Origin of the sequence: Microcoleus sp. D2_18a_D3 (genome assembly GCF_036702455.1) — a bacterium.
In the GTDB taxonomy this organism is placed as follows: Bacteria; Cyanobacteriota; Cyanobacteriia; order Cyanobacteriales; family Microcoleaceae; genus Microcoleus.
Window position 1 is genome coordinate 16,352 of the sequence record NZ_JAUBTK010000088.1, and the last position, 16,324, is coordinate 32,675.

The 16,324-nt window shown below is 43.5% G+C and carries 12 protein-coding genes; 2 read left to right on the top strand and 10 right to left on the bottom strand.

The annotated features are described in order from the left end of the window. Window positions 1-13: 13 nt before the first annotated feature. The 10 genes from QUB06_RS28435 to QUB06_RS28480 all read right to left on the bottom strand — a co-directional run bounded on the left by QUB06_RS28435 (window position 14) and on the right by QUB06_RS28480 (window position 12,286). Window positions 14-616: a CIS tube protein gene (locus QUB06_RS28435; RefSeq protein WP_333438125.1), complete on the bottom strand. Its 603-nt coding sequence runs from the start codon at window positions 614-616 to the stop codon at window positions 14-16. Window positions 617-646: 30 nt separating this feature from the next. After that, a complete protein-coding gene (locus QUB06_RS28440; protein WP_333438126.1) occupies window positions 647-5,215 on the bottom strand; it encodes a hypothetical protein in 4,569 nt (1,522 codons plus the stop codon). Window positions 5,216-5,251: 36 nt separating this feature from the next. Continuing rightward, window positions 5,252-5,764 carry a phage tail protein gene (locus QUB06_RS28445; protein ID WP_333438127.1) on the bottom strand — a complete coding sequence of 171 codons (513 nt, stop codon included), beginning with the start codon at window positions 5,762-5,764 and terminating at the stop codon, window positions 5,252-5,254. Beyond that, a complete protein-coding gene (locus QUB06_RS28450) occupies window positions 5,764-5,922 on the bottom strand; it encodes a hypothetical protein (protein WP_333438128.1) in 159 nt (52 codons plus the stop codon). The genes QUB06_RS28445 and QUB06_RS28450 overlap by 1 nt, the downstream gene beginning before the upstream one ends. A gap of 3 nt (window positions 5,923-5,925) precedes the next feature. After that, on the bottom strand, window positions 5,926-8,349 hold the full coding sequence (locus QUB06_RS28455; RefSeq protein WP_333438129.1) for a substrate-binding domain-containing protein: 2,424 nt from the start codon (window positions 8,347-8,349) through the stop codon (window positions 5,926-5,928). 244 nt (window positions 8,350-8,593) lie between these two features. After that, on the bottom strand, window positions 8,594-8,923 hold the full coding sequence (locus QUB06_RS28460; RefSeq protein WP_333438130.1) for a hypothetical protein: 330 nt from the start codon (window positions 8,921-8,923) through the stop codon (window positions 8,594-8,596). 16 nt (window positions 8,924-8,939) lie between these two features. Next, the gene (locus tag QUB06_RS28465) at window positions 8,940-9,431 is read right to left on the bottom strand and encodes a phage tail protein (RefSeq protein ID WP_333438131.1); all 492 of its coding nucleotides are present in this window, start codon (window positions 9,429-9,431) and stop codon (window positions 8,940-8,942) included. A gap of 139 nt (window positions 9,432-9,570) precedes the next feature. Then, window positions 9,571-10,041, bottom strand: coding sequence for a phage tail protein (locus tag QUB06_RS28470; protein ID WP_333438132.1), 471 nt, complete (start codon window positions 10,039-10,041; stop codon window positions 9,571-9,573). A 132-nt stretch (window positions 10,042-10,173) separates the two neighbouring features. After that, window positions 10,174-11,838 carry a phage tail sheath C-terminal domain-containing protein gene (locus tag QUB06_RS28475; protein WP_333438133.1) on the bottom strand — a complete coding sequence of 555 codons (1,665 nt, stop codon included), beginning with the start codon at window positions 11,836-11,838 and terminating at the stop codon, window positions 10,174-10,176. 298 nt (window positions 11,839-12,136) lie between these two features. Then, window positions 12,137-12,286, bottom strand: a complete 150-nt coding sequence (locus QUB06_RS28480) for a hypothetical protein (protein WP_333438134.1) — start codon at window positions 12,284-12,286, stop codon at window positions 12,137-12,139. A 365-nt stretch (window positions 12,287-12,651) separates the two neighbouring features. On the opposite strand from QUB06_RS28480, the gene QUB06_RS28485 reads away from it, so the two are divergent. Then, window positions 12,652-14,028: a DUF4255 domain-containing protein gene (locus QUB06_RS28485; protein ID WP_333438135.1), complete on the top strand. Its 1,377-nt coding sequence runs from the start codon at window positions 12,652-12,654 to the stop codon at window positions 14,026-14,028. A gap of 87 nt (window positions 14,029-14,115) precedes the next feature. Beyond that, window positions 14,116-16,230, top strand: a complete 2,115-nt coding sequence (locus QUB06_RS28490; protein ID WP_333438136.1) for an ATP-binding protein — start codon at window positions 14,116-14,118, stop codon at window positions 16,228-16,230. Window positions 16,231-16,324 lie beyond the last annotated feature (94 nt).

Here is a 16,324-nt window from a genome sequence, read left to right on the forward strand (position 1 = left end):
GTTGTCGCACCTGCTAAGTCCTGGGAGTTCGATAATTCGTTTTATTTGGGGATCTGCGGTTACTCAAGCTATCTGTTTGACGGTCTACTTTAGCCGGAGGTTTAGCGCCTAAAGGCCCGTTTTCTTTGGGTTCGTCAGCTTCTTTTAAAGTTAAACTATCGATGACAGCACGCACTGGTGTTCCATCTGGAAGAAACATGGTAAGTTTGTAGTTCACTTTTTCAATGAAGCAACGCCGCAAATAAACTTGTTTGCCCCACATAAATTGATAAATTGGCGGGCGTTCTTTGCCTTTGACGAATTCAACGGCTTTTCGGAAATTTTCGATGTATTTTTTAACGACATCTCCTCCATCTTCGTAAGTGTCAAACAAAATTTTGTTGATGGTAATTTTGTAAGCTTTTACGTGAGAAAAGCTCACTTTAGGCTGTCCTTTATCTTGCGTGCGCGCCCCCGGACTTTCGGAGGTTTCTACAACTCCCTCGAAAACTAATTCGGTGGGATTAAACATAAACTCGATCGGCGGTACGCCATCATCGGATATTAAAATGGCTTTAACCAAATTTCCCGATTTATCTGATATTGGTGCGGTGGGCGAACTTGTAAATTGTGCCATAATTTAGCATCGATCGTAGGTGGATTATTACTAATATAAACGATTGGTGTAGTAGCCTCCCCGACGTTCTCGATCGATTTCTAATCGCTGTCGGAGTAGGTAATAGATTTCCCCGGTGAGTTTTTGTAATTTATCGTCAACTGGGGAAACTTCAGCAGGAGCGCCTGCTGTTTGCTGTCCGGGAGTCGATCGCTTTGGTGTCGATCTTACTTTAGCAGAAGTTCCGTAGATTGAGGTAATGTTGCTCAACCAAATGGGATAACCTAATAATTGGTTTCCTTGACGCTCTTGTTCTACTTCTAGCCATTGTCGCATTAAGGTGTAAACTTTTTGAGCCAATTCTTCTAATTGTTCGTCCTCTATTGATGTGTCTTTGGCTGGAGTACCTGCTGTTATTTGTTGGGAAGTTGCTTCGCTAGTTAGTGTGGAATTGTCAGAGAAATTGGGAGAAGCCAGAGTATAAGAAGGTGAAGATTCCGGTTCAGTTAAGGATGCAGGTGAAACTTCGTTTTTTGTCGGGATGCTGTCTGCTGTTGTGGTGAAACTTTCACCCAACAATTCGGATATGCTTGACCATGATGTCGGCGTATCGAATCCAATATTGTTTTGTTGTTCGTTGTTATTGATGTATTTGTTGTCTAATTTTGGCAGTATCGATTTGTTGGTGTTGTTTAGCTGTTGCGAAAAACCCAATGGCTTGAGATCGTCTAGATTAGCTGTTGCATTGTTAGGACTTTCACCCAGTAAGTCAGATATACTTGACCACGAATTTGGTATCTTTTCAACTTTTGCTGACTTTTTGGGTTTTTCTGTGTTAACTTTGCGAGAAATATTGGCTAAATCTTCCTCTGGTAATTTTGAAATATTGGGCGGGGAACTACTACATGAGAGGGATGTTTCCGGGGAAATAGTAGCTTGTTTGTCTGCCGCATCAGTTACAAAATTAGAGAGCAATAAGTCAGTGGTTTGAGCAATAAATTTTGAATTGCCCAAAGGTTTGAGAAGGTTTAAACTCGGACTTTCCGATCGCGCTTGAACAAGATTTGTCGGTGAAGAAGTTATTGTTCCGGAAGATATTTCCAATTGAACATCTGGATATGTAATAACCTCTTCTCTATTTGCTCTCAAAGTTTCTAGCTGTTGCAAGGTAATTTCTTGAGATGATTCTGGAAAAGGTTGAGATTGAATTAAATGGGGTAAAATGGGGGCGATCGCATCCACTTCTCCCTCATTTTTATCCGTTAAATCTTCTGTTTTTTCTCCAAGCGCTTCTGGCTGTAGCGATACAGATTCTTGAGAAAATTCTTGTGCTGTTTTGGCTGGGATTAAGTTGGGTGAAGCGGGGGTGATCGCATCCACTTCTATATCAGTTTTAGCCGTTCGATTTTCTGTATTTTCTCCGATTAATTCGGGCTGTAGCGATCGAGTTGCTTGAGATGGTATTGGCTCGTTTTTGGCTTGAATTAAGTTGGGTAAAGTTGATTGCTTTGCATCCATTTTTCCATCAGTTTGAGCCGTAAATTTTTCTGTGTTTTCTCCGATCGATTTTGGCTGTAGCGAGCGAGTTTCTTGAGAGAATACTGGCTCGGCTTTGGTTTGAATTAAGTGGTGCGAAGTAGGTGCGATCGCTTTCTCTTCTCCCTCAGTTTTAGCAATTTTAGCAGTTAAACTTTCTGTGTTTTCTCTAATTGATTCTGACTGGGTCTGTTCGGTTTCTTGTAATAATATTGAAGAAGAAGTTTGAGATGGGATTAAATTGGGCGAAGTAAGTGCCATGCCCTCCTCTTCTCCCTCTGTTTGGGGAGTTAAACTTTCTGTTTCTTCTCCAATTGATTTTGACTGTAGCAATCCAGTTTCTTGTGATAATATTGGAGAAGTTTGAGATGGGATTAAGTTGGGCGAAGTTGGTTCGATCGCCTCCATTTTTCCCTGTGTTTGAGGAGTTAAATTTTCTGTTTTTTCTCCGAGTGATTTTGACTGTAACAATCCAGTTTCTTGTGAGGATATTGGAGAAGTTTGAGATGGAATTAAGTTGGGCGAAGTAGGTGCGATGGCATCTAATTCTCCCTCATGATTAGCAGTTTTATCAGTTAGAGTTTCTGTTTTTTCTCCGATTGATTCTGGCTGTAAGGATACAGTTTCTTGAGATGATACTGGAGAAAGCTTAGATTGGACTAAGTTGGGCGAAGTAGGTGCGATATCTTCCAATTCTCCCTCTGTTTGGGGAGTTAAACTCTCTGTTTTTTCTGCGATTAATTTTGGCTGTATAGTTCCCGTTTCCTGAGATAATTCGGAAGAGTTTTTAGATTGGATTAAGTAGGGCGAAGTAGGTGCAATATCCTCCCCTTCTATCTCTGTTTGGGGAGTTAAACTTTCTGTTTTTTCTCCGATTAATTCAGGCTGTATAGTTCCTGTTTCTTTCGATAAGTCGGGAGAGGTTTTAGTTTGGATTAAGTAGGGCGAAGTAGGTGCGATGGTCTCCAATTTTCCCTTGGTTTTTTGAGTTAAACTTTCTGTTTGTTCTCCGATTAATTCAGGCTGTATAGTTCCTGTTTCTTTCGATAAGTCGGGAGAGGTTTTAGCTTGAATTAAGTTGGGAAAAGTAGGTGCGATCGCCTCCTCTTCTCCCTCTGTTTGAGGAGTTAAACTTTCTGTTTTTTTTCCGATTGATTCTGGCTGTAAGGATACAGTTTCTTGAGATGATACTGAAGAAAGCTTAGATTGGACTAAGTTGGGCGAAGTTGGTTCGATCGCCTCCATTTTTCCCTGTGTTTGAGGAGTTAAATTTTCTGTTTTTTCTCCGAGTGATTTTGACTGTAACAATCCAGTTTCTTGTGAGGATATTGGAGAAGTTTGAGATGGAATTAAGTTGGGCGAAGTAGGTGCGATGGCATCTAATTCTCCCTCATGATTAGCAGTTTTATCAGTTAGAGTTTCTGTTTTTTCTCCGATTGATTCTGGCTGTAAGGATACAGTTTCTTGAGATGATACTGGAGAAAGCTTAGATTGGACTAAGTTGGGCGAAGTAGGTGCGATGGCCTCCAATTCTCCCTCTGTTTGGGTAGTTAAACTCTCTGTTTCTTCTCCGATTGATTTTGACTGTAGCAATCCAGTTCCTTGAGATAAGTCTGGAGAAGTTTGAGATGGAATTAAGTTGGGCGAAGTAGGTGCGATGGCCTCCAATTCTCCCTCTGTTTGGGGAGTTAAAATTTCTGTTTTTTCTCCGATTAATTCAGGCTGTATTGTGCCTGTTTCTTGAGATAATACTGGAGAGGTTTGAGATGGGATTAAGTTGGGCGAAGTAGGTGCGCTCGCATCTAATTCTCCCTCAGTATTAGCAGTTTTATCAATTAGAGTTTCTGTTGTTTCTCCGCTTGATTCTGACTGTAAGGATACAGTTTCTTGAGATGATACTGGCTCAACTTTAGCTGGGATTAAAGTGGGTGATGTTGGTTCGATCGCCCCCTCTTCTCCATCAGTTTTAGCAGTTAAACCTTCGGTTTCTTCTGCGATAAATTCTGGCGGTAGCGTTCCTGTTTTTTGAGATAATACTGGCTCAACTTTAGCTGGGATTAAAGTGGGTGATGTTGGTTCGATCGCCCCCTCGTCTCCATCAGTTTTAGCAGTTAAACCTTCGGTTTTTTCTCCAATTAATTGTGGCTGTAAAAATCCAAATTTTTGAGATAATTCAGGCTCAGATTTAGCTGGGATTAAATTGGGAGAACTTGGTTCGATCGCATCTACCTCTCCCTTATTAGTAGTAGATGAAGCCGGCGATTTTTCGGGATCTAAATTTAGCTTTGCCGAAACCCTTGTTTGCTGTTGTGGTAAAGGTTCATTTATAAATTGAGAGTTTAACTGATTGTTGAAACCTAGAGAAATAGCGTTAAATCTGCCGATATGAGGTAAATCTAAAGATGCGGAATCAGAGATATTATTGACAGGTGTTGCCGAAATTGTTGGCGATACGTTGTTGGATATATCCACTGTATCCGCTGGCATCGAATTAGAAAAATTCGATGTTTCTCCAGAATTAGCAACTTGATTTTCATAACTAGATGTACTTTGCCTTTGTGTAAATTGAGGCAAGTCTGATAAACTAGAAATATCAAAAGCAGATTCTTCAACTAAAGGCTTAGAAAATCCTAACGGTTTAAGTTGAGCGATATTATTAGTCGCAGTGCTAGCATTATTCAATGCTGCGGGATTTGGAGGTAAAGGCTCATTTTCCGATCGATAATTTGTAATAGATTCCCCGACCGACTCTTGTGGGGTAGTTGTATCGCCTGCGTTTGAGTTAAAATTGGTTCGAGTTCTAATAGGTAATTGGCCATCGGAAAGCTGAGGAATTTCTCCACCAAAATTTCCCCCATCTTCCCCTACTTGCATCCCCGCATCTAATTGCCAGTCGCCAATTTCCCAATCTTCATTTACCTCCTGTAATGGCTGAATCACAGGATTAGCCAATGGTTGCAGGCTTTGTCCTAGTGGAGTGAAAGACTGATATAAAGGTGATAGCGATCGCAGGGGTTTAAAGTTATGTCCCAGAGAATTGGGTCGAGTTAAAGAATCTTTCAAACCTAGAGGCTTTAAAGTCATAATAATTGCCTAATAGTGAATTATTACACCCGTTTGCTATAAAAAATAACCCGATGGATGGCGTCCGGGGCGGAGTTTTATCGCACCTCCTCCTTCTGATTTTACTATTTTCAATCCTTCATAAGCTAGGGTCAATTCTTCGATCGCCACCGTGTTAGCATTGGCTTGGAGTGATGGCGCTTTCCAAGCGATTGGAACCGCTGCTACTAACGTCCAGCATTGCATGGTTTCCCCTGCTTGGTTGAAGAGCAAAATATTCACATTCCGCCGTTCTTTTTTGCCGCCGCTTAAGATATTAGTTGCCCAATCCCAAAAAACAAAATCATCGGTAATACCGCGTTTTAGAGTTACATCTGAAAACTCAGCTTGACCTAAAATAATGCGCTGTTGGTCGTTGACACCACCTTCAAAATAAGTTTCTTTTTTGATTTTGACTCCCAATCCCGAACACTCGCTAAACGAAGCCGTAATACTACTTTCCATTTCCACGTAAAAGCGATTTGCAGTTACGTAGTTCAGTTCGTGCGTGACTTGACCGTTTTTAGACATCAGATTGTCCTCCTGTAGTTTCCAGCGCGATCGCGCGTATTTTTCAACTCTTCCAGCATCAGTTCATAAACTCGATCGCTCAATTTTCGCAGCAATATTGGATCTAAAATAACTTTATCAATTAACACAGCCATTTCATCTTGTTTCCTTGCATTCATCCTTTAATTCCTCTTAGGTAAAGTTCGCAGTGGCACCAGTCCTGCTTCGCTCAGCAAACGTTGTCCCTCATCTGTTTTTAGCAGTTCGGCAAATTTTTTCCCTACCATCGATCGCGCTTCATCTTTAGGATAAACTACTACCAAACGGTAGATGAACGGATACCTACCAGACTTGAATGCTTCAACATCAGGCCAATAACTCCCTTTATCATTGCATAAATCGGTCGTCGGTTCGATCGGTTTTACTTGGTTGTCAATCTGTTGAACTAACGGCTGAACTTCTTGACCTTTTTCTCCTACAGCCAAGGGATAAACCGCGCATTGGTTAAACACGCGACTGAGCAAACCAAAACCAACTCCCACCCTTTGGTCCTGCTCGAAATCTTTGAGTATTTCTCCTAAAATATAACTTTCATCTATTGGTTTGTCATTGATTTGCGATCGCGCATCTCCAATCATTTTTTTAGGCACATTTGTAAACTCTTGAGGTGGATCTCCTTGAAACACTAAATCTTCAAAAATTTGAACAGCCTGAAGATTATCAAATGGCATATAAAGTTTGATGTTGCGATCGATCCCTTCGGGAGGTGACCAATCGGTCAGTCTTTCTGTTTTGTAAATTTCTCGTAATTGGTCGATCGTAATTTTGCCGTTTAAGGCATTCGGAATGCTTTGGTGTCTTTTGTTATCGCTGAAAGCTACAAATACTACCAATCCATCATAAGCAACTTCAACCTGCTCTATGTCATCGGGTAAGTCTTCGATATAAGTAGTCAGCGCAAAGTTTGCTCTCCTCAATCTCATCGCTTTTATTAGGTTGGCGTCTGAAATATTGAGCGTATAATTTTTTAATCTCGGTTCGCGAATTTTTAACTCTTCAGCGAGCGTTTTATTATAAGAAACCAAACTAACTGTATTGAGGATATAACTCCAAATTCCCTCATCCTCAGTGATGTACGCAAACTCTCCAGTTGGAACTCCCTCGATTTTAAAAAGACAGCAGGGTTCGGAAGAATTAAAAACAGGCATTTTAATTTGAGGCGAAACTTGAATAAATCTGGCAATGATTTGCCACAACAAGCTCGCCAGTAAACTTAAGAGAATAATTGTTAATAGCAGCGCAACAACCGAAGATTTACGCCTACTTTCGGTGTCTTCATCAGGTTCTGTTACCTCATGGACTGGCGCTTCAACTTCGATCGGTATCGGCGCTAAAAGTGCTTGCTTTGCTTCAAAGGCATCTTTAAATGGTTGGTCAATTCCTAACAGACGGCGGATGAATTTCTTTAGTCTAACATCTTTAAATTCCGGCGGCCAATCTTGTTCGACTTTGGGGTTAAGCGGTTGAGCGGTATCCGGGTCTATTGTTTTTCCCGACAACAAGTAAAAACTTACATATCCCAGATCGATTAAATCTTGTTTGGGCGAGCGATCGCTAATTTTAGCAGTGGGTGGTTTAAACAAATCTTCCCAGAGGGCTAAATCGGCTGCGTAGATAAAAAATTGCGGTTGATCGAAGGCAGAGGGCTGACTTTTAATCTGAATTAAAAGGCTATCAAGACTGAGATTGCCGTGGGGCAAACCTTGCTCGAATTCGTCATCAAAAGTTCGTAGCCTGTAATTGTGGAGAAACCAAAGTGTTTGCAGCATTTGAGACAAAACTTCGCGCACCTGCTGGGAATTCATAGCACCCTTTTCCCGCAGATATTCTCTTAAAGTTAAGCTATTCTCAATCGGTGGCTCGAAAATTAGGTAGCAGCGTTTTTCATTGCTAGGCGCGATCGCATCCCAAAAACAAATCAAGCGAAAATCTTGCCCTCCTCCATTCTTGAGGTTCAAACTCGCTAGCTTTTCAAACTTTTGTTTTCGCTCTTCTGCTTCTTTTTGATTAAAATCTCCGTCGGGTAACAGATATTCTTTTATTAGAATTGGCTTGTTATTCACAACCATAACTCCTCGATACAGCCGCACCCTTCCTCCATCTTCTAAAAATCCTTCAACTCGATATCTGCCGCGACGCCCTCCGATAATTTCTCCGTTTGGCAAAATAGGTATAGTTTCTGCACTGCGATCTCTTTTCCCGGCTAACCGCTTTACCGCTGCCTCCGTTACTGCATTCGCTATTTCGCTTAAACTACTATTTGCTACTTTCACTTGGGATGTTCTAGCATGAGATTCCGATCGGCTCTCTTGCGGGATAGGCATACTGCCTGCATTTGAGTTTCTTCCTTGGAGATGTCCGTTAGAGTTACTGACAGAATTTTCCCGCCTTTCAGTCTCTTTACCAATAGGAATTTCAGCTTTTTCATATTCTTCTTGAGCGCGGCGCATCGCTATCCGAGACAGGTTTTGGAATGGATAGCGAATAAAGTTTGCTACTTCCCTAAAATTACTTCCAACTGAATTTAATAAATCGGCGACTCTCACTGCATTCCTCTCTGATTGTATATAAGTAATACGCAGAACTTATAATAACTTAAGCCCAAGCGAGCGAATTAATAATTGATATTGATAACTGGTAACTGATATGGTGTCCGCTCGATCGACCGCAATCGGTAAGGTTTGTAGTGAGGACTTCAGTCCTTTCTCAGAGGCGGACTCCCTTCCGCACTACAAACTGTTTTATTGCGAGCAATCGATCGTACAATATCTAACGGGTAATTTCTAATTGTTAATTAGAGGGTTGTGTAGGCTCTTTTGACTCTACATCCTCTTCCAATTCATTAATGCGACGGTAAAATTGGTACAAATAATTTAAGTCGCAAGCAAAAAGATCCTCAATTACCGCCGGAGTCACTTCTTCTAATGCACCCAATCTAGTTATCACCCTCGATAAAATAATCACCGTAGAATAGGCAGGATTAGACTTAACGCGGGGGTCGCGCAATGGCAAAATTTCATCGATCGCTTTTGCCAAACGCATCACACCTTTGCGGTGTAAATTTCCCTCTGCATCTAAAAAACCCTTGGGCAAAGTAAATTCAAACTCGGTTTGAAACATCTTGAGACATTACGGCTTATTGTTGCCGAGCAAACATTTCTACAGCAATTTCCATTTCTTCAATTTCCAAATCCCCACCAGCAGAACTTAAATCGGCAGCAATATAACTCACAGGCCAAGCTCCTAGAAACTGAAATATTGCCTGTGCTTTGCCTGCTTGGTCGTAAATAGTTAAAGAACCATCTCGACGTTGTTTAGCCCAATTTCCCTCTTGAACTGCTTCAAACCACTTCCACAAAGTTGTAGATTTAGTCATGCCGCGACGCAGGGTTATATTGTTAGTTTTAACATTCCCAGGAACCTTTGTGCGAACAACCTGACCCATTTTCGCCGCACCCCAACGCTGGGGCGTAACCTCGCAAACTTCGATCGCATCTTGAGTGCGTTTAAACCCTTTGCAATCCAGAAAATAAGCATCAACTGGTTCTTGGCTGCCCTCTAGTTTTAATTCGATATAAAACCGACAATTTGTGAGGATTTCGGGAAAATCGTTAATCAGGTTTGCCATTTTACCTCCTTGGTAATTGGTAATGGGCACTCGCGTTGCGGAGGGAATTGGTAATGGGCACTCGCGTTGCGGAGGGAATTGGTAATTGTAGTTGGCCAGCCAAGTTTTTTATTGTTACCAATTACCCATTACCCATTATCTACTGCACTCGTTTGATATCTTCGTGGACTAGAGTGATGGTTTCATTAGCCACATCATTGGAGCCAGCTTCCAATTTAGGACCTTCATACTTGGTAGGATAAGCATTTTGCAACTCCCAACGCGCTTTCATCTCTCCCGCTTGGTCGTAAACAGTGACGGAAGCAGCTTTCCGATTTGAAGACCAGTCTGACTTGCCGCCAGCATTTTTGTTGCAATCTTCGTACCATTTATAAAGGTCTTTGTTAGTAGTAGCAACAACTTTGACAACAACTGGAGTATATTTGACTTGGGTGGGAGCAGCTTGGCGCATGTTCATCGCATTTTTACCCGAGCCCATTACTTTGTCACCCCCGGCGGCCGGACTTTCAGCACTTAAACCGGAGACTTCCAAAATTTGCTTGTCTGTCAAACCATCAGCTTCAAAATAAAACCTACAACTGACTAATAATTCATCGTTTCCTGCTGCCATAATTCAACTCCTTGTGATTTGGTAACTGACAATAAGTAAGGTTTGTAGTGTGGACTTTAGTCCGCAAGATGGAGCGGACTAAAGTCCACACTACAAACATTTTTGATTGCTGGCAATCGACCCGACATGAGATCACTCTTCGTCCTGGGCGTTCCACTGGCTGATGCGGAAGATGACAAATTCTGCCGGTCGGACCGGGCAAACGCCAACTTCAATATACAACCGACCTAGAATCATCGTTTCAGGGGGGTTGATTTCTTCATCGCACTTGACGTAAAACGCTTGTTCGGGGCTGGCACCAAACAATGCACCTTCCCGCCAGAGGCGTTCCAAAAAGTTGCTAACTGTCCGCCGTACCCTCGCCCATAAATCTTGGTCGTTTGGCTCAAATACAACCCATTGAGTGCCTAATTCAATGGATTTATTGATATAGCTCATTAAGCGACGGACGCTGATATAACGCCATTCGGTTTTTTCCGGTTCTACTAACGTTCTCGCGCCCCAAATCTTAATGCCTCGATTTGGAAACGTGCGGACGCAATTAATCCCTTTGGGGTTCAATAATTCTTGTTCGCGGAAGTTGCAATCGTAAGATAATCCGATGACGCCGCGCGGAGTTTCGTTTGCTGGTGCTTTGTAGACGCCCCGCGTTTCATCTGTGCGCGACCATACGCCCATCATGTGACCGGAAGGCGGGATTAAAATCGGTTTTCCAGCGTTGCGGGGATTGGGTACTTTAATCCAGGGATAGTAAAGCGCGGCAAACATGGAACGCCGACTGAATTCGTTATCCAACCAATTAGTTACTTGTTGCGGTTTAATGCAGTCGTGGGGCGTATCTAAAACCACCATGCGGTTGGGCGGATTGGGTGCGGCGTTTTCGCACAAACTTACCATCAAATCCATCAGTCCGTGCAGTTGGTCGCGATCAATTAAACCTTGTTTGTGCGCCAGCATTAAATCCGGACAGGCGACAATCGTGATTTCGTCAATCTCGAACAGCCCTTGTATGCCAGATCGATCGTCCCGCACCCCTTGCACGTATCCGTACAAGTTTTCCTGCGTTGGTAACAAAGGAGGAGGGCTGACTTCGTATTGACCGTCTAGGGGGCGGCGGGTGAGGGGCAGTCCGCGTTGGGTCAAGTCCATGACGGTGACGTACTGGGATGCTTCTTGGAGTTTGGTCACTGCATAGTCGCCTACCTCCGGTCGCACGTCCCGATCCATCGTCAGATTTTCGTGCCTTTCGAGTTCTTGCCCTTCGCGCTTGATGACTACGGTGAAAAATTCAGCGGGGACGGGGGCTGGGGCGTTTGGATCTTCGGGATACGATCTCGGTTCGCTGGGTGAAATTTCTACCTTGACCGCGCTGGGATCTGTTTCTTCTTCTCCCTGCTTGAGGATAAATTGCAAAGATTCGCGTTTGGCGGAGGTTTTGACTGTCAGCGCGGTTGATTCTAGGCCTGGTTGGGTGGTACTTTCTGCGGGTTTGGGGAGTTGGGTGCCGATGCTAACAATCCAACACCTAGCGCCTCCGTTTAAGAACCAACCGTTAACGGCAAAGGGTAAATAGGCACCGAAGTCTGTGAATCCATCGGAGTTTTCTTTGGCAAAGTATTCTAAATATTGATTCCAACTGGTGACTAACATCGGTTTGCCGATTTCCGCGCCATTGCGAATCGCTTCGGTAAAGCCAATAAAACCGGCGATGTTAGTTTGTACGCCTTCTATCGGGCGACTGCCTCGATCGATTTCTTCGACGTATACACCAGGAGCAAAGTAATCAAGTCTTGCCATATATCTCTTCCTTAAAGGGGAAATTTTTACCAGTTGTCGGCTACTGCGTTCGCTTACTATAACTTGCGTACCAGTTATCTCGATCGCTCGTTTCGATGTGGTGACTTGCTCGTTCAAATTTTCATATGTAAATTCTTATATATAAATTCTCATATGTAAATTTCACGAAGTTGCATCGCCCACCACTTCTTGTTAATAACTCGTCGCTGTTAATAGTTAAGTTAACCTTGTTTTTCCGATCGCGTTCTCACTATTTGCTATGTTGAATTTGTACCATCTTCTAGCTTAGCTAAAATGGCTAATAGATTGATGGATATTGTTTGTAGTTCCATTTCGGAGCGATCGCAGACCTCACGCCGCCACCTACTAAGGTTGCAAGCCACGCCATGAAGCACCCAATTGTGTCGGGAACACCGGCGTCATTAGCCTCGGATCTACTACCAGGCACCCTCTATTTCTTGCCAAACTCTTTTTTACCAACCCCTTTAGAACCACTTGGTTGTTTAATTTGACCAAGTTTCTGCCTTCTATATGGGGTGATCGTTAAAATCGACAATTACCATTCCAGTGTCGGTTTGCCTTGCTGGATTGGGTAACTTGCCGCTTTTCCATCACTGCCACACGGTTTTATAGCTGATTCTTAAATGCTTGGCATAATTAGGTAGCTTCACGCCTGCTATTATAGGGCATTTTTAGATATTTCCTCTATTAATTAAGTAAAGTTTTGTTATACTACACCCAGCGTAATTTGTGTTTTTTATGAATAAAAATTCGTCAATATTTAAATGCCACGTCGATTAACCACGAGAGAAAATGAGTAACTATCTGGCGATCGCCACCGTCACAGCCACGCTGGCAAGGCTTTTGCAATCAGCGATTCAACTCGATGTACCGGGAGCCAAAGTTACCACAGTGCGCCCCGAAGCAAATGGGGGCAAGACACCAGAAGTAGGAGTGAATATTTATCTGTATCAAGCGACACCAAATCCTGCTTGGCGGAATTACGACTTACGCAACCGCCGCCCCAAAGGAGAATTAATCAAACAAGCTCAAGCGGGATTAGATTTGTTTTACATCATGACGTTTTACGGCAATGACATAGAGTTGGAGCCCCAACGTTTGCTCGGTAGCGCCGTGCGTACCATTGTTGACAACCCGATACTGACGCCGGAGATGATTCGGGCGACGCTGAATCACTCGAATTTTAGTTATTTGGCAGATTCTACTTTGGAACAGCAAGTCGAGCGGGTGACGATCGTTCCCAGCCAGATGAATACAGAAGAACTGTCGAAAATTTGGTCAGTGTTTTTCCAGACACCCTACGTGCTATCTTTTGCTTGCCAAGGCGGGGCAGTTTTGATTGAAGGCAATAGACAGAGCGGCAGAGCCTTGCCAGTAAGGAGCGTGCAATTTTATACAACGCCCAGTCAGCCGGTAGTTGACCAAGCGATCGCCGAAGCGGGAGCAAATCAACCGATTGTAGCGGATAGTATATTGATAATTCGGGGCAAGCGGTTGCAGGCCGATCGAGCACAGGTGAGAATAGGCGAGGCGAGGGTAACGCCACAAGAGGTGAGCGAAAAAGAGATCCGGTTGACTTTATCCTCGCTACCGGAAGAAGAATTCAAAAGTTTGCGGGCGGGCTTGCAGCAATTGTGGGTGTTGCATCCAGTCGTGAAACTTACGTCCCCCAAGCCCGATCGAACGGCGGCCTCAGAGTCCGATCAAACGGTGGCCTCAGAGTCCAATCAAACGGTGGCCTCAGAGTCCGATCAAACGGTGGCCTCAGAGTCTGATCGAACGGCGGCCTCAGAGTCCGATCGAACGGTAACGTCGAACGCGATCCCGTTTGTCTTGTGTCCGCAGATCGATAAAGAAAAGCTAGAGGTATTGGATTTATGGGAAAAAGAGGACGATCTGTACGAGGCCCAATTGCAAGTGGAAGTTGATTTAACCGTTAGCAGGCAGCAGCGGGCGCTATTATTTTTGAACGAGCGATCAAATAACAATCCGGTGGGTTACATTTTTGCCGCCAAACCCCGCGATGAGCATAGCAAAACGGTGGTGTTTCCGATTTTGGATGTAAAGGCAGGAGAATATTTGCTAAGGGTGCAGATTGATGGTGCGGAGAGTCCCCTCGAAGTGGATGGGGATAATGGGTATGTTGGTCCCTCAGTTGCGATCGGGTGACATCCTCCTAACGCTAATTTCTCCGGAAATATAGCGTTGAGTTTGAATCTGTCCCGATTACAATTATTCATGCGAACATGATATTAAATGAACGTTAAACAAAGCAGTCAATGGCAGGATGCCAATATTAGATACCTGATGGCATCGATCGCAGTAATCGAGCAAATATTATCAAGTTATATTGCTGAACCGGAAAATTTCTTATCCTCGTTAAAGGTAGAACAAGCTAGATTGGAACTGAGGGCTGCGGCGTCAGCAATGCCCTATCCACCAGCATTACAAGAACTAACAATCGGATTCAATTTATCGGATTTTGAGCGAGATGTACTGCTGTTATGTGCGGGCATGGAATTACAGCAAAACTTTGATGCTTTGTGCGCCGATGCTCAGGGAGATGGGCAGCTAAATTATCCTACTTTTAATCTGGCAATGTCAGCTTTGGCTGCACCTCATTGGAATGCTATTTCTCCCGATCGTCCGTTACGCCGCTGGCAGTTGATTGAAGTTGGGCGCGGTAAAACTATTACCCGTAGCGCGTTGAGAATTAACGAACGAATTTTACACTATTTAATGGGAGTAGATTGTTTGGATGAAGCATTTAAAGGTACGATCGAGCCAGTATCTCTTAGTGGAGAAATGGTGCGATCGCGCCGCATGCCGTTAAGCGGTTCGCACTCGACAATAGCATCTCAAATAGCAACACTTTGGTCAAAAAACTGGGTACAGCAGCAAAGTGATTTTTCTCTTGACTCACTACCAATTACGGATTACCCATTACCGATAGTACAATTATGCGGGGATGAAGTAGAATCTAAATTGGCGATCGCATTCACTGCCTGCGAACTCTCAGGGATAAAATTAGCAGCAATATCTACCAGGGTAATTCCGACAGTTACTGCCGAATTGAATAACTTAATATTGCTGTGGCAGAGAGAAGGGAAGTTAAGTAAATCAGCTTTGTTATTAGACTGCGACGTTTTGGAGTCAGAAGCTGGGGAAAAAGAGAATGCGATCGCTCAACTGATTGCCAATATCACCAGTCCAATAATTATAACAACGCGCGATCGGCGCAAACCAGCAAAGCGTCCTTTCATCACCTTTGATATCCATCCGCCCACCAAACAAGAACAACACCAAATCTGGCAAAACGCTTTAGGAGAAATCGCACCTCTGCTCCACGGACAAGTAGAAGTATTAGTCGAACAATTCAACCTCAACGCCCCCACAATTTATGCTGTTTGTGAGGAGATCATTAGTCAAAACCCAGAAAAAATCGAGACCAGTTTTACAGATGGTCTTGCTGCCCAACAAACAAGTGAAATTAACCCGCCCGCTGCAATTTCAAATCAATTATGGGACATCTGCCGCGCTCAATCTCGTCCCCGGTTAGATGACTTAGCCCAACGCATCTCACCCGCTGCAAGTTGGGATGATTTAGTATTGCCAGAAACAGCGCGCCAAACCTTGCGAGAAATTGTCGCTCATGTCAGACAACGCACCAAAGTTTACGAACAATGGGGATTTGCTAGTAAAGGAGGTCGAGGTTTAGGAATTAGCGCCTTATTTGCCGGAACTTCTGGGACTGGAAAAACTATGTCATCAGAGGTGTTAGCTGGGGAATTGCAACTGGATCTTTACCGGATTGATTTAAGTTCTGTAGTTAGCAAATATATCGGCGAAACTGAGAAGAATTTGCGCCGCGTTTTCGATGCTGCCGAAGCTGGAGCGACAATTTTGTTATTTGACGAAGCCGATGCGATATTTGGCAAACGTTCTGATGTCAAAGACAGTCACGATCGCTATGCCAATATGGAGGTTAGCTATTTGCTGCAACGCATGGAATCTTACCAAGGTTTAGCGATTTTGACAACGAATTTAAAAGATTCTTTGGATACAGCTTTTCTCCGCCGCATTCGATTTGTGGTGAAGTATGGTTTTCCAGATGCCAAAGATCGGGCTAAAATTTGGGAGCGGATTTTTCCAAAAAATACGCCGACAGAAGGGTTGGATTTTGTCAAATTAGCGCGGTTAAACGTAGCAGGTGGAAATATCCGCAATATTGCCTTGAATGCAGCTTTTATGGCAGCAGATGCCGGGGAGCCAGTGATGATGAAACACTTGTCGATCGCGGCTCGGACTGAGTATGTGAAGTTGGAGAGAACGCTAACTGACGCGGAAATTAAAGGTTGGGAAAGCAGTTGATAGTTGATAGTTGATAGTGGCTCTCCTGAACTTATGGTTATAAGTTTATCTAATCAGAAAAGCAAGCTAATACGCGATTCCTAAAATTATTAAA